Here is a 19,845-nt window from a genome sequence, read left to right as displayed (position 1 = left end):
CACCCCATGATACTCCGGAAAAACCTGATCCAGCACTGCTTGGAATTGTAACTTTGCTTGAACGTACATATTCGTTAGAGACTCGTGTTGCCTTGTCAGGTAACGCAAATTCATCAGATATTGACCACGTTTTTTGTAAGGCTCCAGCTCTTCTTTGTAGAACATTTCTCCCAACTGGTATGCATCAGCGGTATCCGTTTTTACCTTGCGTAAATTAGCCTTTTTCGCTTGGTGTGAAAGTAACGGATTTATGACGATATGCAGAAACTGATGCTCATCCAAGAATTGAACAACTGGACTATGATAATGACCCGTTGCTTCTAATACGACGGTCGCACGCTTCCCCGTAAAGGATTCTAAATTTTGAGCATAACGAAGAAAAGACGCAAGTCCATCAAGATCATGTTTAAAACGGAAAATCTTTCCATGTGGCGTTCCTCTGTCTGCAAAAGCTTTTGCATGACTTTCCCCCTTGGATACATCCAAACCAATGACAGGATTCACACAATCACTCCCTATATATTTTCACCGGTAACCCCTGACCTTCTTGTTGTCCACATTATCGCATGTGATTCGGGATCATCGTCCCAACCAGCCTAATCATGGTATAACAAGCAGGGGGGATGAACTGTATAGCTCTCGGGATCCAACTCCCACGGGCAGAAACGTTCGATCCCCGGCTACCGTTATCTTACGACCACACAAAAATGAGGTCTACCAGAAAGATCTGGTGACCTCATAATACGAACGGGCAGGATACTTTCATGGTTTCCGCGAAGAATATTCCAAAACTACGGAATGTAGAAAATGATGCATCTATAAAATTATTAATTGTTAGGGAATGGATTAAGGAAAAATCCAAATCCACAATTAAACATAGTTGGACATCTGTCGTTCATATGCTTTCTTAAGGTATTAAACGTGAGGAGGTCTCCACTCATATGCCCGCAAAAGTAAAACTACAGAAATTCGTCGATAAACTGCCGATTCCCAAAACCATTTCCCCGATCAAGCGATACAAGAAAGGTTCGTATTATGAAGTGACCATGAGGGAATTTACCCAAAAACTACATCGTGATCTAGGGCATACCCGTTTATGGGGCTACAACGGTATGTACCCGGGCCCTACTTTCGACGTAATGAAGGGTGAAAAGACATATGTCAAATGGATGAATGATCTGCCCAAAAAGCATTTTCTCCCCATCGATACGACCATTCATGGTGCAGAAAAAACACTCCCACAGGTTAGGACTGTGGTTCATTTACACGGTGGAAAACAGCATGACCATAGTGATGGCTACCCTGATGCTTGGTTTACGAGAAATTTTAAAAAAACAGGACCTATGTTTCAAAGAAAAGTATGCGAGTATCCCAACCTTGAAGCCACAATGTTATTTTATCATGACCACACAATGGGTATTACTAGATTGAACAATTATGCGGGACTTGGAGGTTTTTTTATTATTCGTGATGAGCATGAACAATCCCTGAATCTACCATCGGGAAAATATGAAATCCCTCTTATGATTCAGGATCGCTCGTTTCACCCGGACGGTTCCCTCTTTTACCCCGCTACTCCGGATAAAAACAATCATCGTCTTCCTTATCCTTCAATCGTCACACCGTTTGACGCAGATTACATTTTGGTAAACGGCAAAGTATCCCCCTATCTTGAATTAGAACCAAGAAAATACCGATTTCGTATGTTAAATTACTGTAATAGTCGAGCCATTACATTCAAACTGGACTCTGGACAACCATTTTATCAAATTGGAACCGATCGCGGATTACTGGAGAAACCCGTGAAAATGAATGAGATCCTCCTTCTAACGACCGAACGTGCGGATGTGATCATTGACTTTTCTCGATCTTTTGGCAAGACGATCATTCTTAAAAATGTATTCAAGGGTGCCTCCCCCGAAACAACCGAAGTCATGCAGTTTAAAGTAACCACTCCGTTAAAAGGCAAAGATACCAGTTCCCTTCCGGATCAATTAACGAAAATTGATTTTCTTTCTAGAGAGATGGCAACAAGAACAAGAGATCTCACACTCGTTAGGGTGGAGGATGAATATGGAAGATCGCTGAATTTACTTAACGGTAAAATGTGGAATGATCCTATATCCGAGAAAATGGACTTAGGAACTATTGAGATCTGGCGGTTAATCAATCTGTCTGCGGATGACCACCCCATTCATCTACATGTCGTTGACATGCAAATTCTTGAGCGCCAGCCTTTTGACGTTGCTCATTACCAAGCCACAGGAGTACTCAAGTTTACAGGACAGGTGACTCCTCCTGATCCGAATGAAAGGGGATTTAAAGATACGATTCGTGCTCCCGCTGGTTACGTTACCTCTTTTATCGCGAGTTTCGATCCTTTCGCCGGTCTTTTTGTATGGCATTGTCACATGCTCGAACATGAAGATTACGAGATGATGCGACCATTTGAAATCCTGAAGAAAAAAAACAAACTTAGTAATATACTAATGAAAATGATTTACCCCTCACGGTTCAAATGAATTGTTGTGGTTTTCATGGCTTCTTTTAATGCATGAGCAATGATTACTAAGACTCAGGTGAGATTGAACTACCATGAAAGAACGGACTAACTTTCATGCGCTGTGGTGCAACGCAGGGAATGCATGGGAGACTAACGGGCAACGATAGTTCAATGAAACCAGCGGCAGTCTAAGACTTTTTTCAAGTCTTGGTCCGCCGCTGTTTAAAAAAGGATCAACCAGTAAGTTCTGGCTGATCTCATAATACGAACGGGCAGATTAGTTGAACAAGGATTTTTCAAAAATGCAAAGAAGATGTCCGATTTTAGTGGGTATCCTGGAAGATGAAAGGGGTAATTCAGCACATAAAAGAAGCCCTCAAATTATATAAATCTGAGGACTTCTTTGAGTACCAGTATGAACGATTATATTAACTCTACTAGCATGGGATGTAAATTAGGAAGATCCATCTCTGTTCAATTCCCAACTCCCCCATGAAGTAAATTTGATGTTAAAAAGACTCCAACAGGAGGCAAGGCATTACTAATAATGGGAGATCCAGTGAGACCTGTATCGGTTGTAGCAAGCCAAGTTCCATACTCACCTGCTTGTAAAGAGGGGGGCTTCATAATAAGCCGTCCACTTAAAATAAAATGTCGAATTCTAATCGAGGGATCATCGGATATAGTTAAATTACCAGAATACGAGGCATAAGGTGAATCCACTCTTATTTGTTTGGTGCTTTCTTCCCAATATCCATTAATTGGAATATATCTACCACGAAAATTAATTGAGCCAGCTACCCTGTTACCTGTTACAGAGTTGATGTTGAATGTGCCATAAACGACGGGTCTACCACCTACAGAAGCGTGGATACCCCACTGTGAGGGGAATGGTACACTAACCATTTTAATCTTCTTCTTATATTTAAATAATTAGAAGTACACAAAATTGGAATGATGGATAAGATAATTCAGATGTTTATTTACTACCCTGTTGAAAGGACCAATAAAGTATATGCATTTAGTATCAAATTGGGAATACAGAAATGTTTAAAGATAAAAACTCCTTCACAATAGTTGGTACATCCATATTTCGGTAATTAATCAATGGTCGATGTTATTCAACTAATGGCGAACTATAGCTTAATATACAACCAAGACGCGGCTGCTTAAATGGATCGGCAGCCGCGTTATGCTAACGGGCGGGATAATTAGAACATATAACCAATATCGAAGGTGATAAATAGGTGAATATAGATAAAGAGTTTCTAACCCAAGTAATTAATGACTGGGACCCTGTAGGTCTTTTAGCGGGAGGTGCTCCAGAAAACGAATATAGCATTGAAGTAAGAGAAATCTCTTAGAAACCCTCGTCGTGTAAGTCTGAAACAGACTTAGCGATACTTATTTACAGTGTGTTCAACGAAAAAATGGGGGTAAAATTAGATCAACTTGCTTGCTTAAAGCAGGCATTTAAAATAACTGAATACGGAAAATAAGTGCAACAAGCGATTAAACTCCCATGAAAATTAAAAAGCTCTATGGATCGGCTACACTAAGTTGGACAGAAAAAATAAGGGCTTGTAGAATAAACCTATCATGCAAAGGAGCGGATCTCTACAATGCCTGAAAAACAACGACGCACGTTTACAACCGAATTCAAAAAGCAAATGGTGCAGCTCTATGAAAATGGGAAATCCAGATCAGCCCTTGTGGAGGAATATGACCTCACAGCTTCTGCTTTAGACCGCTGGATCAACCAAGCTCAGACAACGGGCTCCTTTAAGGAGAAGGATAATCGCTCATCAGAAGAAGAGGAATTGATTGCTTTACGAAAAGAGAACCAGCGTTTGAAAATGGAGGTGGATATTTTAAAGCAAGCCGCGCTGATCATGGGACGAAAGTAGCTATCATCCAGAATAACCGTGATAAATACTCGGTATCAGCAATGTGCGACGTCCTGCAAATGGCAAGAAGTACATTTTATTACGACGCCCAAGAACGAGCCACTGAAGATGATGTCACTGCAGCTATTGTAGACATCTTTCTCAAGAACCGAAAAGCCTACGGCACACGCAAGATTAAAGTGAAGCTTCACGAGCGCGGGTTCATCGTCTCCAGACGTCGCATTGGACGCATTATGAAAGAGCAAGGGCTTGTTTCCACTTACACGGTGGCACAATATAAGCCCCATAAAAGGGCGTGTAACGAAGCGACAACGGCGAATGTTCTAAAACGGGAGTTTGAGCAAACGGAAGCTAAACGCTTCGTCGTCAGTGATTTGACGTATGTGAAAGTCCAGAACCGATGGCATTACATTTGTGTGCTGGTAGATCTGTTTAATCGAGAAATCATTGGCCATAGTGCAGGACCGAACAAGGACGCTGCTCTGATTACCCATGCCTTCGCGACCGTTAAGAGTGATTTACGCCAGATTCAATGGTTTCATACCGACCGTGGCAGCGAGTTCAAAAACCAAAAGATGGACGAGCTCTTGGAGACGTTTGAAATCGGTCGATCGCTAAGTATGAAAGGCTGTCCGTACGACAACGCTGTGGCTGAAGCCACTTACAAGATCATGAAAACAGAGTTTGTGAACCAGGTGAACTTCCAGAGCCTTCGCCATCTGGAATTGGAATTATACGATTACGTCAACTGGTTCAACAAGCATCGCATCCATGGAACTTTAGACTATATGACGCCTGTTCAGTATCGACAAGAAGCCCTTAAAAAAGTTGTCTGATTTACTGTTGACAATCCACTAAACCTTAAAAAAGAGCAAATCAAAGTAGACCCTGGGTAACACTTTTTTTAAAAAACAGAGTCTCTGATTGAGTATTATGGAGTTGAATTGGTAGCAATCGACTTTCTTCTAAATATAAAGGTAAGGCTGGTGCAACCAGTCAATAAGGATTAATCTCCCACAAGTGCTACCCGTAATGGGTGCGACAGTCTGTGATGCACCGAGATGGTTGGAGTCAGACTAATGGTTGGGCTCAATGGCACCATAGTTCATAGACCTTCATCTCCCAGCCTCAGTAGAAGTATGGACAGATTTTATCCATTTTCATCCTCTGTGGTGCAGCGCTGGTCTTGCGCTGTATGAATGACTAACGAGGAACGATAGTGGAGGAGCTTGCTTGATGGCAGTTTCTCTTTTTGTTTACTGAAGTAACGATCTGTTAAGTTACATTGTAGGATGTCCCCATGATGGAAGATCATTCATTAATTTAAATAATACAGACAACATATCTTGTATATACATAGGCTATGAAGTAGTTGAACGTTGTAAGGCTTTTTTTGAAATAGGAGGGGGTCATGATCATTAACTCGGTTGGTAAAAGCATTCCGAGAAAGGAAACATGGGAGAAAGTTACAGGGACAACCAAATATGTAAATGATATTTCAACACCAGGGCTATTACATGTAAAAATAGCTATCAGCCCCCATGCTCACGCTAAAATAAAAACGATCGATTCGTCCGAAGCAATGAAAATTCCGGGTGTAAGGGCGGTCGTAACAGGACAATATTACCCGATGTTGACCGGGTCACCTCTGGCGGATCGGCCACCAATCGCAATTGACAAAGTAAGATATTATGGTGAGCCCGTCGCCCTTGTTGTTGCAGAACAAGAATATATTGCAGAGATGGCGGCAACCCGCATCAAAGTGGATTACGAGCTTTTACCGGCCGTCCTTTCTCCAAGGGAAGCTTTTCAGAAAAATGCTCCGCTCGTACATGAGGGTCTTGCCGAGTACAAGAGGCATGAAGAGGTTTACCCGGAGCCGGGAACCAACATCGCGAACCGAACAAAAATACGCAAGGGGAATATGGAGGAAGGATGGAGGAATAGTGATCATACCGTTGAAGTCGAGGTCACTTTACCGCAATCGGATCACGCTGCAATGGAAATGCGGTGCAGTACAGCAGAGATTATGCCAGACGGCAAAGTGATCATCCATTCCGCTTCACAATCGCCTTATGTTATTCGAAGTGCAATCAGCCAATTATTTCATATTCCGCTTCATAAAGTGATTGTTCACACGCCATTGGTCGGAGGCAGTTTCGGTGGAAAAGCCGCGATTCAGATGGAATTTCTTGCTTATTTGGCTTCCCGTGCTGTTGGAGGAAGAGCTGTGAAATTGGTAAACTCCCGGGAGGTGGATATGATCTCTTCTCCAGTCCATATCGGATTGGATGCCAAAATCAAGCTTGGCTGTACCCGTGAAGGGAAAATGATGGCAGCCGAAATTTTGCATCTGTACGATGGTGGTGCGTACTCGGATCGGGGTGTGGTCATGAGCCGGGCGGGAGCCGTCGATTGCACGGGGCCTTATCGGATCGATAACGTTCATTGCGATTCTTTATGCATGTATACGAATCACCCATATTCCACTTCATTTCGAGGATTCGGACATCCTGAACTAACGTTCGCCATAGAAAGAACGATCGATTTATTGGCGAATCGGGTGGGCATGGACCCTTTGGAATTTCGTTTTTATAATGCTATAGGGCCGGGGGATACGTCCCCGACACAAACTTTACTGGATAAGAGTAATTTGGGGGATTTGCCCATGTGCATTGCAAAGTTGAAAACATTAATCGATTGGGGCGACCACCCGCTGCGGGAAACCGATGCCCATCTCATTAAGGCAATAGGGGTATGCTGTTTTTGGAAAAATTCGAGTACGCCGACTGATGCTGGAGCGGGAGCTGTTATCGTATTTAATCCCGACGGAAGCGTTAATTTGTTGTGCGGCGCTGTTGAAATTGGTCAAGGAACGAGGACGGCACTGACTCAACTATTGGCCGAAAGGTTACGTATGGATGACCAGATGATACATATCTCTACGGAAGTCAACACCGAGACCGATCCCCATCATTGGAAAACAGTGGCGAGCCGCAGCACCTTTTTAGTGGGCAATGCGATTCTGAATGCTGCCGACGATGCCATCGTACAATTAAAAAACATAACTGCTATTGTATTGCAATGCTTACCGACAGACTTAGAAGTCGGAGCGGGCAAGGTTTTTTTAAAAGATCGCCCCGATATGGGGATAGCAATTGAAAAAATCGCAAACGGCTACAAATTCCCAAACGGGAATACGATCGGCGGTCAAGTCATCGGACGCGGGAGCTATGCGATGCGGAACTTAACTTTATTGGACCCTGAAACCGGTAAAGGAAATCCCGGTCCGGAATGGACGGTAGGCGCTCAAGCGGTAGAAGTTGAATTGAATACGAAAGAATACACGTACAAAATCGTTAAGGCGGCAACGGTTATCGATGCTGGCAAGGTGATCAATCCGAAATTTGCCCGCAGCCAAATCACAGGCGCTATGAGCATGGGCTTAAGTTTTGCCAGCCGGGAAGCTTTCCTCTTCAATGATAAAGGCGCCATATTGAATTCGCAATTTCGAACCTATAAGTTAATTCGTTACGGAGAGCAGCCACAATACTTCGTTGATTTCGTCGAGACGCCTCATTTGGAAGCGCCTTACGGATTGCGAGGAATCGGCGAACATGGCTTGATTGGCATGCCCGCCGCATTGGCGAATAGCCTGACCATCGCCGCCGGGGTAGATCTGAATCATTTGCCTCTGACGCCCGAGATGATCTGGAGGACGATCCATGATTCCGTTTGACTTTGAATACTACAAACCATCTTCCGTTCAGATAGCTGTGGAATGGTTTCAGTTTCTGCAAAAGCAGGGGAAGAACCCGATATATTACGCCGGAGGGACGGAAATCATCACATGGGCTCGAACAAATTCCATTCATCCGGGAGCTGTTATCGATTTGAAGGCCATTCCGGAATGCAATGTATTGGAAATGCGGAGTGATGAGCTGATTATTGGTGCTTGTGTCTCGTTATCGGCATTATCAGCGGCGAATCCGTTCCCCCTGCTCAGTGAAACGGCTCAGGGAGTCGCCGACCAAACCGCCCGGAACCAAATCACGCTCGGTGGAAACATTTGCGGCAAAATTTATTACCGGGAGGCTGTGCTGCCGCTTTTGTTGGCAAACAGCCGTATGGTTATAGCAGGAATGAAAGGGATAAGAGAAGCTTCCATTAACCAAGTTTTCTCACAACAAATGAGATTGGACAATGGTGAATTTCTAGTGCAGACATCAACAGACCGAGGTTATTTTTCATTGCCGTTCGTTCATTACAAAAAGCGGCAGATTGGAAACGTCGGCTATCCTCTCGTAACAGTAGCTGCTCTTAAGAAAGATAATCAAATTCATACCGCATATAGCGGCGTCTGCTCATTCCCGTTTCTATCCAGAGAAATGGACCAGGCGTTGAACGATTCTTCAATAACGTTGACAGCAAGAATTGAACAGGCGATCTGCAAATTACCCGCTCCATTACTAAATAATGCTGAAGGCTCCGCACCTTATCGGAAATTTGTTCTTAAGCAAACGATGGCTGACACGGTACATACATTGGAAAGAAGGTGAGGCATGTCATCGCGCGATTCCGCAATGTATCCGGTTGAATTCAAAGTTAACGGTGAGAAGAGAGCTATTCGAGTAAGGGCTGCGGATATACTAATACATACACTTCGAAACACTATCGGACTGACGGGGAGCAAATCCGGTTGTGAAAATGGCGACTGCGGTACGTGTACAATATTGGTAGAAGGTTTACCCATAAAATCGTGCCTCATGCTCACCGTAGAAGCCGATGGAAAACAAATTACTACGATCGAGGGTTTGACGAACTCACCGATACAAAATGCCTTTGTTCAAAATCAGGCGTTCCAATGCGGTTACTGTACTCCCGGCTTTATTGTGAACTGTGTAGGCTTGCAGAACATGCTCCCGCATGCAGATGAAGAAACCATCAGGGTATGGCTTGAATCCAACATTTGTAGATGTACGTCCTATGAAGAAATACACAATGCAGTGAAGGACGTTTTTCGCTGAAATAATGATGGGAACCCATGCTTTCCGGGAGCCTAAGGAGGGGCGAGTTTGGAAGAAATACATCGTATTTTAGAGACCATTCAACGTATCGACCTAAGAAGTGTGCTTGCGACGATTACCCAAGTGGAAGGGAGCACTTACCGTAAAGAAGGAGCATCCATGCTGTTTCTGGAAGATGGTTCACAATTAGGGGTATTAAGCGCCGGCTGTCTTGAGGCTCATCTTTCGGCCTGTGTACCCGATATTTTGGAAACAGGCGTTTCTCGAAGCTTTGTGTTCGATATGCAATCATTTGAGCCGCTATCCTGGGGGGAAGAACCGGGGTGCGGCGGTGTTGTTCATGTAACGATGGAGCCAGTACATGATGTGTTTGTGGATCATTTATATACATTGAAGCATTATTTGGATCAGCAGATCGAGGTCATACTCGTTAAAAGATTCGGTTCGGATGGCTCTGTGACCGATTATGGTTTCTTGACCACTGATAGGCACCAGTTCGGGGAGTGGCGGGGAGAATTTCCGAAGTCACTCATACATTTGATGTCCTCCGAAGATTCTCGCAGGAGCGGAATGAGATTTGTCTCATCCATACAATCGGACATATTCGTTCATACCTATTATCCCAAACCGCGCCTGATAATATTTGGCGCGGGACCGGACGCGAGGCCGCTTGCTGCATTAGCGGCAGCCACCGGCTACGCCGTTGTCGTCTCCGATTGGAGACCCGCTTTATGCGATCGACGTTATTTTCCGGATGCTGAATCATTTATTTTGGGGTTTCCGGAGGAAACGATGAAGATGACTCATTTTACTCCTGATGATCATGCAGTTGTAATGACTCATAATTTCAGGAGGGACCAGCAGCTGGTTCAACTTCTTGCGGAGCGGCAGCTTTGTTATCTCGGCATTTTGGGATCGAAAAGTAGAACCGAACGTTTGTTAACAGGCATGCCGGTACCGATGAAAGTTTATTCTCCCATCGGACTTGCCATTGGAGCAGAGGGGCCGGAGGAAATCGCAGTGAGTATTGTCGCAGAACTAATACTTAGAAAAAACAAAAAGCAAGAAGTTGTGAACCATGAAACGGAATAATATCGTTGGCATTTATTTAGCGGCAGGCCAAAGTACCCGAATGGGTTCGAATAAGCTTCGACTTCCATTGGGGCCAATGAATTTGGGGAACTATGCGTTGGCTGCGGCTTTGAGCTCCAATTTGGATTATGTTTTGGTCGTATCCAATGACGTTGCAGCAGATTGGATAGATCATACATTTTACCTGAATCGGATCCACCGGAAATGGTCCGTTATTCGCTGTTCCGAAGCGCATTTGGGGCAAGCGCACTCCCTGCGGTGCGGTATACAGGCAGCACTCGCGGTGGAAGCGGCAGCCGTGATGATATTACTGGCGGATCAACCTTTCATTACAAAAGAGATGATCAATGAGCTGCTTATAAGGTTTCAAACGAACACCAACCTCGGTTTTGTGGCCTCAAGATATGACGGTTTGGCAAGACCGCCGGTTATTTTTAGTCAGCGAATGTTTCCGGAACTCCTACGATTGCAGAACGACCAGGGAGCGAGACATCTTATCCGAAAAGAATCATCGGGCATTTGCATCGATTTCGCAATCCCGGGCTTGTTCATGGATGTGGATACTGCTGAAGATTACAGGATTTTATTGGAAACATTCGCAATTTGGAAATCTTGAATAACTTGTTCGGCGTTCATATATAACGCAAGCGGGTATTGGTAGTTCTCCATATGGGTAGGCACTTTAATTTGCAGAGCTGATTCTTTGGAAACTGAGCTAACTGCATTCGAATCATCTAAAGCTTTTTTCCATTGCTTTACAAGGTTCGCTAACAAGTTTAAATGATCGGCCCATATTCGTTGATTTTCATTCGCAAAATGGCCGCTTTCCGACCATTTTGTAAAAACTCGTATCATGTCGGCAAGATTGGCATAACCAGATCGAAGATGTTTCATTTGTCGGGTTAGTTCTTGCAAGCTAGCGCGTTTTTTGGTACCTAAAGGATTGTAACGCAAACTTTGCTCCGCATTATCCAACTCGGTTGTCGCTTGATGAAGCTCCTGGAATAACGTTTGCAATTTTGTTTGCAGGATTTGAGTTTTACTTGAGGAACAGCCCTCTTGAACCCAAAGAGCAGTGTTCATAAAGTGGTTGGATAGGTGATCTGCGAAATGTATCATCTTTTTTCGGGCTTTGTTAACGGAATCGGGAGGGAAAACCATGATATGGATCGCGATAGCAATAACTGCTCCGATAATCGTATCGCGTATCCGATCAAGGGAGTAACTCGGCATCTTGCTTTGAAAGTACATAACCAATAAAATGCTTAGAGTAACTTGAACTAAAATGGCATGATCCAATTTCAGCCACATTACTATGAGAGCCCCAACGAGAAGGAGGAGTCCTATACTCCAGCCGTTTAAGCCGACATACGGTGCTATCGTTATTGTAAAAAGAACGCCTGCAATGGTCCCCAAAACACGCTGCCATGCAAATTGTATGGATTTGTCGACGGTTAATTGGATAGACAAAATGACCGTCAGAGGAGCCAAGTACGGATGTTTGGACCCAGCCCACTCAGCGAGTTCCCATGACAATGCTGAAGCTATTGGGATTTTCCATATAACCCCTTTGTATTTGATAAAGTCGATCATTTTATTCGCCATTTTGTTCGCTCCATCTTCAGCTTATTCGTTCATTATGACTCCGCCGGTGACATGAATAAATCGCCCTGTAACGTAAGAAGAATTGTCCGAAGCCAAGTATTCAAAAGCGGGTGCGATTTCATAAGGTTGTTCTGCCCGCTTTATTGCAGTCTTCAAGCCCCAATTGGCCACATGATCCGCAGGGAAAGAAGCCGGGATGAGCGGAGTCCAGATGGTACCGGGAACAACACCATTAACGCGTATGCTCTTGGTTTGTTAGTATTTAGACAAGGGGTGCGTGAAAATAACGATCACTCCCTTAGTAGCAAAGTATTCCATCAATTGTTCGTTTCCTTCGTATGCAGTGAATGATGCGGCATTAACAAAGAACCCCCTTGTTTTATATGAGGCAAACCCGCCCTTTGTTAAATAAAAGATCGACAATTATTTCTTTTACCAAAATAAGCGAAAAATATAGATATTTAGTTAAAAGATATGTAATACAATGATTAATAGATAACGATAGTATTCGTTGGAACATCGCGATTCATGCAAAATACGCGAAATCTTCATCCGGACTATCCATGAGACAATGCATTCTAATACGATTTCTTGTTTATTAAAAGTTATTAAACACGAGCAAGGATAACAATCATTAGCCCTAGAGATAGGGCCTTTTTGTTGTTCATATTTAGTTGAAATGTTAATTTTATTTACTCATATAAAGTGCTGTTTGAGGTTAAAAAACCTTCACTCCGGTTAAATTTGTTCTTAATAATCTGATCGTACTCAGCAACTTCAAATGTATCAAGTACATGATGTTAAAGTAGATCAAAAAGATTATCGTAGATTTTTCATGTACCTTGTATCTTTGTCCAATCAATGGATAATTACGTACATAATATAAAACGTAGTTGAATCCATTAAAAGGAGTGGAGATGAATATGGGAGAAGTCCTTCATCATCGTATCAATTCTGCACAAGTTTTAGTCCTCTTTATTCTTTTGGTGATCGTGTCTATGTGTTGTGTACTATAAGCTCTCTTTAATTCAGGAAAGAAACGGCTCATTTATCGTATATGTCTAAAAACAAATTAATTTTGTAATGTATCGATACAAAGAACGGTTCTTCCAATATACAAAATAGGCAGCCGATTAGTCATACGGCTGCTTTTATTTCTGGAAAATTTTTGTAACTTTCTAGTGCGCTTATTCGAATGTATAACTGAAAATCAAATGGAGGTGACGAGCTGAATGAAGACAGAGACTGTTAGTTATAGTTTTTTGAAGGATGGGAAGATAGATCTAGATCTTACCATAGATACGATCTATGAAGAACATTATAAATCGGTTTATGGATTTTTAATTTGCTTCACTGGTAATAAAAGTGACGCAGAAGATTTAACACACGAGGTGTTTATACAAGTTATTAAATCAATTACTACATTTAAGCAAAATTTTCATTTAAGATCATGGATTTTATCAATTGCCAAGCACGTAGCTATTGATCATTATAAGCGAAAAAGGTTTTACTCATTATTTAATGATAATTTTTTCACCAAAATGATTGCTAACACAGGATTGCCACAAGAAAACTTAGAAGCAAAAGAAACTTATAAAACTATTCAAGATTCTTTAACCAAATTAAAACCTAATTATAGATCAGTATTTATTTTACGAGCTATTAACGAGTTGTCGATAAAAGAAACTGCCAAAATCTTAAATTGCTCTGAATCAAAGGTTAAAGTTGATTACCACAGGGCATTAGCATTACTTCAAAAAAAATTGACGAGCATGAAAGGGGAGTTTGATTTATGACTAAAAAAATTGATGAAGAGTACATAGTTAATTTTTTTGAAAAAATCTCCTGATTTGAATCCGCGCATTGAATTTGTAAATAAAACCAGACAAGACTTAAGGCGGATTGCTAGTAGTAAATTAAACAAAGGGACTTTCTTGAAAAAGTATCTCCTGATTTCAGGGATATCCATTGGCATGATAATCTTGACAACTTGGTTAACGTATTTTTCAGGTAGCCAACAAATAAATTCAGCAATTTATGCAAGCTTTAACTCAATAAAGGCCGCTAAGCATCCCAATAATATAACACCACAAGAGAAAACTGAGCCTTTAGTTTTTATTTACCATACTCATAATCGTGAATCCTTTGTTCCTGAACTACAAATAACTTCACCAGAAGAGGCCCAGTCAATTGATATTAATAAAAATATTACATCGGTAGGAAAGCACCTCAGTGAGAAACTGGAGGGACTTAAGATAAAAGCGCTCGTAGACAGAACGGATTATGGTTCCGAGACTAACTTTAGCTATGCAGATTCTTATAAGTTATCAAGAGTGACAGTAGTTAACGCCTTAAAAATAAATCCATCACTCAAAATGGTGTTTGATATACACAGGAATTCATTACCGAGAGAAAAAACTACTATTAGTATCAATGGTAGTAATGTAGCAAAAGTCCAATTTGTAGTAACTAGATCAAATACGAAATATCAAGATAATATAAAGTTTACGAATACACTACATGATAAAATTCAAACAAATTATCCAGGTCTTCCTCAGGTTTTAATAAAAGATGCTTCCCCAGAAACAAGTTTGTCATATAATCAAGATCTGTTGCAAAATTCCCTCGTAATTGAAATTGGTGGTCCAGAGAATAGTCTTGAAGAAGAATATCGAGCAGTTGACATATTAGCTCAAACGATAGCAGAATTAGCGCCCAACCTACACTAAAAACACACAAAAAAGACCCCAAAAAAAGAAAGCCGCATTTATTATATTTGCGGCTTTTTAAAACTTATTTTTTATTCGGGGACGAATAGAACTTATATTGGGTATGACACCATATATAAAACTGTAAGAGGACAAGAACATATATCCATACTATTATGGGAGGTTGTTCCCTGAGAGGTCACTGCACAATTATATATACGCCTATTATGTGCCAATTCCTTCTAAATAACGTACCAGTTACCACAAATACTTTATAGAAGTCTTTCTAAGCTCCACATTAGACTCAGAGGTTAACTGGTACTAATGTATTTTAGCATGTTGCTCAAAAGTGGTAAAAGCCATTTTATTGAACTAATTTACCCGTTAGCGGAATCACTCGGAGGCTTGCCACCGTCGTCAGTCTTCGGCTGTTGCTGCCGGAGCTTGACTAGCTGTTCGTACCGCTCTCGGATCTTCGGTATTGCCTCCTCGAGTAACTTTTCGTGCCTCTCAGCTGATAGACGATCGAGTTCCTCTTTCTGCTCCTGGCTGACCTTGTACACTTTCGCCGTTATGATTTCGCCTGTTTCATATATCGTTGTCGCTTTCTCCAGAGCCTTTTTCTCCTTGTCCATGTTCTCCTGCCTCCCAACTTTGTTTCCCACTTTTCTATTATTACGTCTGACTGACCTTCACGCAAATTCAAAACTATATAGCCTCTTTTTTTGCGTTTAAACTTCCCGGTTAATAAAAAGAACGCTCCCGCGCCTTCGCTTGGGCTACGTCCTCATCATTATATTCCATTTCCAATTACCTATTAAAGAACGTACGCGGGTAGCATGTAGTGCTTAAACAAGGGACTTATTTTAACCTAAGTACTAAGAAAATACTTTATTTTCTTTCTACACCAACGTTTACTATCACAGGGATTATGCGCATAAGTTTGTTTCGTGGCCTCGCGACACATGGAAGAGAAACGGTCAGGAAGTCGATTTGTTAAAAGCCGTTGAGAATATATGTAAACAAAGCAGAATGTGATTTTCAAGTCAAAGTGATGTATTGAAAGTAAGACACTCGTATTAGAAGCTATGCAATCGAAGATATTGAAAAAATGCTACACTATCTTGAAAGTGAAGGAGCTCAAATAAAGTATTAGACTGGCGATTGGCGCTGTCTTAACATAACCTTCAAAATATAGCTCGTAACTTTTCGCATGTTCGGTCGTCTATCTGTAAAAAGGAAGGAGTTGGGAGTTGCGAATGAAACGAGGATATTTGTATGCCGTGCTGCACTCAGCACTTATGTTGGCTACCATTGTATACGCGTCACCAGCAAGCGCCAATTTAAGCACTGCCGCTCATGGGCAGTGAAACCGACCAATGTGGAAGAGCGCTTGCATGGCATACAAGAAGTCGGCAGTTCGATCCCGCTAGTCTCTATAAGTGTTCAGTGAGAAAACGGCAGAGATGTCGTTTTTTTGTTATACTTCGGAAGTAAGAATTTATGCTTTTCGTGTTTACAACAAATTTAACGTTGATGAATGTGATTCCGTGAGAGATCTTAAATTGCAAAAGCTACAAGATATCATTTATATGGCAACAACCTAGCTGACTGAGATGCGTATATTATCTTCGAAAACCTATCTATAGTCATCGAACGGAGGGAATTAACAATCTACTTGAAGGGATGAAACAGGATGAAAAAATTGAAAGTCCGGGCAAGCTCGTTTCAAAAGAAACTTATGCTCTCTTATGTCATAATAATTTTAATACCTGTTCTTTCTGCCCTGTTAATTTTTGGGCTTGATTATTATAATCAAACGAAGAAAAGTTATGAAGATATTATGAATCAATTAAATAAAAGGACTAGCCTAGTTGTAACTGATTTTTTTTCAAATATCTCTAGAAATTCCTATTTTTATTTAACTGATAATCGACTCAAACGGATTCTTGAAAAAAAGACGAGACTTAATAGTCTAGAATTCATTGATGATTCAAATTATATGCAGCAGGCGATGGATCAAATCTTATTAATGAATGGACAATTGGTCGGCATTACGATTTCTGACTTGAATGGCCGGGTCTACAGCAGTACAGGGGCCAATACCGGATACTTGTATCCATTGTTGGATGAAATGCCAAAGGAGAAGCTACAGGAGGGCAAAGTATTCATTTCCAATGTCTATGATAGCAAATTTACCAATAATCAGGGGAAAGTCGTTTCCATTATCCGTTATTTATCTGATTTAGATGGTGTTAAGGAGCGGGACGTATATGCCAAGTTGGACATCAAGTTTAAGCTTATCGAAAATTTGTTTGGTGGTGTTTCGGAATCCAACAGTGAGGTAGGAACGATTGTTACTGCTGGTGATAAGTTAATTTATAATTCAGTCAAATTGGCATTCGATGCCCAAGAAATCAAGCAAATTTTGTCTTATTTTGAACAGAGAGAAAGCCAGGTTAATGAATTGGTTCAACTGATGATTAACGGTGAAAAGTATATGTTTACTGAGACACTAAATGAGCAAACTGGATGGTCCATCATCCAATATGTTCCTTCAAGAATCATTGATAATGCTTTCAAAAAAAATGTAAGTAAATATGTAGTTATCAGTTTACTTTGTCTGTTGACCGCTTGTATAATGGCTATTTTATATTCCAGACGGTTTTTCAAGCCCATATATAATCTGATTAAAATGATGAAAATTGTAGATTCGGGTTCCTTGGACCAAATGGTCGATGAGAAGCGTAACGATGAGATTGGAAAATTAGTACAAAGTTATAATTTAATGATTAGCCGGTTAAAGGAAAGTAGGGAAAAGGAAATCCTATCGAACCAGCTTCAAAAGCAAGCGGAATTAAATATGCTCCAGGCGCAGATCAATCCTCATTTTTTATACAATACACTGAACACCATTAATTCTATCGCTGAACTCCATCGGATTGTTCCGATTTCGGTGATGACGAAAAGCTTATCTAACATGTATCGTTATAACGTTAAATCGAAAAATCATGTAACGATTCAAAGCGAGCTAGAGCAAATCAAAAACTATATTCATATTCAACAAATTCGTTTTCTTAATAAATTTGAGATCATTTATGATATTGACGAGAACGTATTAAAGTATAGTATCATGAAATTTCTACTGCAACCGATCATTGAGAATTCATTTTACCACGGTCTAGAGCCCAAGGGGGGGAAAGGAACGCTTCTACTATCCATTAAAAAACAAGGACATACGCTTCACATCAAAGTCCAGGATGATGGGATCGGAATCAGTGAAGACAGGTTGAAGGAAATACATCGTTCTATTCTGCATCCTACATGGACAGTCCAACAAGAATCCAGAAATCATATCGGACTTCAAAATGTCAACGCAAGAATTAATAATCATTATGGTGAGGAATATTGGTTACGTATTACTGGTAAATTACACGAAGGTACATGCGTTCAGATGTTGATTCCCGCACAATTGGAGGCGTAGTCGGTTGCGTATTCTGGTGGTTGATGATGAATATTATGCTCGGAAAGCGCTTATACAAACGATCGGTGATTGGAGTGCCGAAGTCGTCGTGGAAGAAGCGGAGAATGGGGAAGAGGCACTAGAAAAATTAAAATCACAACAATATGATTTACTATTCTCGGATATTCGTATGCCGATACTGGATGGACTCCAACTTGCTGCTATACTTTTTGAGCAATACCCTTCGGTATACAACGTCATTGTAAGCGGTTATGAGGATTTTCAATACGCTCAACAAGCAATTGTTTATAAGGTTGAGCATTATTTACTCAAACCCGTAGAAAGAAAAGATATCTTTACTATTCTGGATCGTATACAGGGTCATTTGGCTAAATTTACTCAAGATTCGATTCAGGAGCAGTTAATTTCACTCTTCCACGAGGAGCAGAGCTTAGTGGATCGTGTCATAACGCTCCCCACAATGGAATCCTACAACACGTTGGTCATTCAAGCAGCTGCAATCAATGAAGAATGGCTTTCCTTACACTTAACAGCAAAGCTCAGGGAGAATGGGTTAGACACTTATTTAATCCGTGACCAGCGATATGCCCATACCTTCATAGCCTTACTTATACAAAATCAGATTAAGCTTCATCGCACGACCCTCGTAGAGATGTGCAGCCATATCGTCAAAGAGTTTACCGTAGAGACCAGTTCTCATATGTCTATTGGCATCAGTTCGAACTACAACAGTCACGAGGATATGATCAAATCATATAGTGAAGCTAAGAATGCAATCCTATACAGGCTCTTTGACGATAACCATGTGGGCGTCTTCTTGTATGATGAGATAAATCAGACTTATCGCTATCGCTTCGAACTTCTTGATGAGCTTCTGCAACCATTGTATAACAAAATGATTAGTAATCAAGAACAAGAGGCCAACGAGATCATAGCTCGGCTCATTAAACTTATCATAGAGTTGAAGTTATCGGTTCATACCCTACATGATACATGTGCCAAGCTGATCGCCGTATTGAATTCTATAATTGAAATGGTCAATGAGAATGATTCCGTACCGAAGCCGTATTTGAATCCTTTGGATCTATATGAGTTCAACCATATCGGAGAAATCATAGGCTACTTTTCGCAACATGTACATGAGGTTACAACCAAGCTCGCGCAAGTCAAGAAAAAAATTGATATGGCAGATCAAATGAAGGACTACGTGGAAAAAAATTACCCGCACAATATTCTTCTTGAGGATATAGCGAAAAATATGTTTTATTCGGATGTGTCTTATTTAAGCAGGTTATTCAAGAAAAAGATCGGAAGCAGCTTTTCTAATTATCTCCTGTCGGTTAGAATGTACAATGCGAAAAAATTGCTTGAAACAAACCCCCAGCTATCTGTAGCGGAAATTGCTACCGCTGTAGGGTTTAATGATTATTCCTATTTTATCCAAATGTACAAAAAATTTTACGGAGTCACGCCGGGGCAAAGCAGGAAGAAGGATCCAGGTTAGAAAGGAGTAGGGCAG

General features: G+C 41.2%; 16 protein-coding genes. 11 read left to right on the top strand and 5 right to left on the bottom strand.

What is annotated here, in order from left to right; all coding sequences use genetic code 11:
• Nucleotides 1–504 (bottom strand): IS110 family transposase (locus tag BM210_RS32220; protein ID WP_143101139.1); only part of this gene is annotated, 504 nt, incomplete at its 3' end.
• A gap of 437 nt (nt 505–941) precedes the next feature.
• Here BM210_RS32220 and BM210_RS32215 point away from each other — a divergent pair.
• A complete protein-coding gene (locus BM210_RS32215) occupies nt 942–2,522 on the top strand; it encodes a multicopper oxidase family protein (protein WP_091176782.1) in 1,581 nt (526 codons plus the stop codon).
• Between the two features lie 455 nt (nt 2,523–2,977).
• Here the strand turns inward: BM210_RS32215 and BM210_RS32210 are convergent, their stop codons facing one another.
• Nucleotides 2,978–3,409: a hypothetical protein gene (locus BM210_RS32210; protein WP_091176781.1), complete on the bottom strand. Its 432-nt coding sequence runs from the start codon at nt 3,407–3,409 to the stop codon at nt 2,978–2,980.
• Nucleotides 3,410–4,125: 716 nt separating this feature from the next.
• Between BM210_RS32210 and BM210_RS32205 the strand changes: the two genes are divergently transcribed.
• The 6 genes from BM210_RS32205 to BM210_RS32180 all read left to right on the top strand — a co-directional run bounded on the left by BM210_RS32205 (nt 4,126) and on the right by BM210_RS32180 (nt 11,145).
• Nucleotides 4,126–5,246, top strand: a protein-coding gene (locus tag BM210_RS32205) for an IS3 family transposase (RefSeq protein WP_091176780.1) whose coding sequence is annotated in 2 segments (ribosomal slippage) — nt 4,126–4,375 and nt 4,375–5,246 — 1,122 coding nt in all. Because the reading frame shifts where the segments join, the coding sequence is not laid out codon by codon here.
• Nucleotides 5,247–5,821: 575 nt separating this feature from the next.
• Nucleotides 5,822–8,149: a xanthine dehydrogenase family protein molybdopterin-binding subunit gene (locus BM210_RS32200; protein ID WP_091176779.1), complete on the top strand. Its 2,328-nt coding sequence runs from the start codon at nt 5,822–5,824 to the stop codon at nt 8,147–8,149.
• Nucleotides 8,136–8,969 (top strand): FAD binding domain-containing protein, encoded by an 834-nt coding sequence (locus BM210_RS32195; protein ID WP_091176778.1) that lies wholly within the window; start codon nt 8,136–8,138, stop codon nt 8,967–8,969. The genes BM210_RS32200 and BM210_RS32195 overlap by 14 nt, the downstream gene beginning before the upstream one ends.
• A gap of 3 nt (nt 8,970–8,972) precedes the next feature.
• Nucleotides 8,973–9,437, top strand: a complete 465-nt coding sequence (locus BM210_RS32190; protein WP_091176777.1) for a (2Fe-2S)-binding protein — start codon at nt 8,973–8,975, stop codon at nt 9,435–9,437.
• A 48-nt stretch (nt 9,438–9,485) separates the two neighbouring features.
• The gene (locus BM210_RS32185) at nt 9,486–10,529 is read left to right on the top strand and encodes an XdhC family protein (protein WP_091176776.1); all 1,044 of its coding nucleotides are present in this window, start codon (nt 9,486–9,488) and stop codon (nt 10,527–10,529) included.
• On the top strand, nt 10,516–11,145 hold the full coding sequence (locus BM210_RS32180; RefSeq protein ID WP_091176775.1) for a nucleotidyltransferase family protein: 630 nt from the start codon (nt 10,516–10,518) through the stop codon (nt 11,143–11,145). Before BM210_RS32185 ends, BM210_RS32180 begins: the two co-directional genes overlap by 14 nt.
• Here the strand turns inward: BM210_RS32180 and BM210_RS32175 are convergent.
• The gene (locus tag BM210_RS32175) at nt 11,103–12,134 is read right to left on the bottom strand and encodes an FUSC family protein (protein ID WP_091176774.1); all 1,032 of its coding nucleotides are present in this window, start codon (nt 12,132–12,134) and stop codon (nt 11,103–11,105) included. The genes BM210_RS32180 and BM210_RS32175 overlap by 43 nt on opposite strands.
• A gap of 21 nt (nt 12,135–12,155) precedes the next feature.
• Nucleotides 12,156–12,377 carry an SDR family oxidoreductase gene (locus BM210_RS32170; RefSeq protein ID WP_256224190.1) on the bottom strand — a complete coding sequence of 74 codons (222 nt, stop codon included), beginning with the start codon at nt 12,375–12,377 and terminating at the stop codon, nt 12,156–12,158.
• A gap of 989 nt (nt 12,378–13,366) precedes the next feature.
• Between BM210_RS32170 and BM210_RS32165 the strand changes: the two genes are divergently transcribed.
• A complete protein-coding gene (locus BM210_RS32165; protein WP_091176773.1) occupies nt 13,367–13,930 on the top strand; it encodes an RNA polymerase sigma factor in 564 nt (187 codons plus the stop codon).
• Between the two features lie 177 nt (nt 13,931–14,107).
• Entirely contained in the window at nt 14,108–14,863 is a 756-nt protein-coding gene (spoIIP, locus tag BM210_RS32160; protein ID WP_143101138.1) for a stage II sporulation protein P, read from the top strand.
• 356 nt (nt 14,864–15,219) lie between these two features.
• Here the strand turns inward: spoIIP and BM210_RS32155 are convergent, their stop codons facing one another.
• Nucleotides 15,220–15,477 carry a hypothetical protein gene (locus BM210_RS32155; protein ID WP_091176771.1) on the bottom strand — a complete coding sequence of 86 codons (258 nt, stop codon included), beginning with the start codon at nt 15,475–15,477 and terminating at the stop codon, nt 15,220–15,222.
• A gap of 1,061 nt (nt 15,478–16,538) precedes the next feature.
• Here BM210_RS32155 and BM210_RS32150 point away from each other — a divergent pair.
• Together BM210_RS32150 and BM210_RS32145 are read left to right on the top strand one after the other, a co-directional pair.
• Complete coding sequence (locus BM210_RS32150; protein ID WP_091176770.1) at nt 16,539–18,326, top strand: sensor histidine kinase; 1,788 nt, start codon at nt 16,539–16,541, stop codon at nt 18,324–18,326.
• A gap of 4 nt (nt 18,327–18,330) precedes the next feature.
• Entirely contained in the window at nt 18,331–19,830 is a 1,500-nt protein-coding gene (locus BM210_RS32145; protein WP_091176769.1) for a response regulator, read from the top strand.
• Nucleotides 19,831–19,845: the final 15 nt, after the last annotated feature.

The sequence above is a fragment of the Paenibacillus sp. 1_12 genome (assembly GCF_900114475.1).
In the GTDB taxonomy this organism is placed as follows: domain Bacteria; phylum Bacillota; class Bacilli; order Paenibacillales; family NBRC-103111; genus Paenibacillus_S.
The sequence above is the reverse complement of the archived record's forward strand: the minus strand, read 5'-3'. Positions and strand labels throughout refer to the sequence as shown.

What these genes read in the sequence shown, in the direction of transcription:
- BM210_RS32215 (WP_091176782.1), top strand. Translation starts at nt 942, where the DNA reads ATGCCCGCAAAAGTAAAACTACAGAAATTCGTCGATAAACTGCCGATT.
- BM210_RS32210 (WP_091176781.1), bottom strand. Translation starts at nt 3,409, where the DNA reads ATGGTTAGTGTACCATTCCCCTCACAGTGGGGTATCCACGCTTCTGTA.
- BM210_RS32200 (WP_091176779.1), top strand. Translation starts at nt 5,822, where the DNA reads ATGATCATTAACTCGGTTGGTAAAAGCATTCCGAGAAAGGAAACATGG.
- BM210_RS32195 (WP_091176778.1), top strand. Translation starts at nt 8,136, where the DNA reads ATGATTCCGTTTGACTTTGAATACTACAAACCATCTTCCGTTCAGATA.
- BM210_RS32190 (WP_091176777.1), top strand. Translation starts at nt 8,973, where the DNA reads ATGTCATCGCGCGATTCCGCAATGTATCCGGTTGAATTCAAAGTTAAC.
- BM210_RS32180 (WP_091176775.1), top strand. Translation starts at nt 10,516, where the DNA reads ATGAAACGGAATAATATCGTTGGCATTTATTTAGCGGCAGGCCAAAGT.
- BM210_RS32175 (WP_091176774.1), bottom strand. Translation starts at nt 12,134, where the DNA reads ATGGCGAATAAAATGATCGACTTTATCAAATACAAAGGGGTTATATGG.
- BM210_RS32165 (WP_091176773.1), top strand. Translation starts at nt 13,367, where the DNA reads ATGAAGACAGAGACTGTTAGTTATAGTTTTTTGAAGGATGGGAAGATA.
- spoIIP (WP_143101138.1), top strand. Translation starts at nt 14,108, where the DNA reads ATGATAATCTTGACAACTTGGTTAACGTATTTTTCAGGTAGCCAACAA.
- BM210_RS32155 (WP_091176771.1), bottom strand. Translation starts at nt 15,477, where the DNA reads ATGGACAAGGAGAAAAAGGCTCTGGAGAAAGCGACAACGATATATGAA.
- BM210_RS32150 (WP_091176770.1), top strand. Translation starts at nt 16,539, where the DNA reads ATGAAAAAATTGAAAGTCCGGGCAAGCTCGTTTCAAAAGAAACTTATG.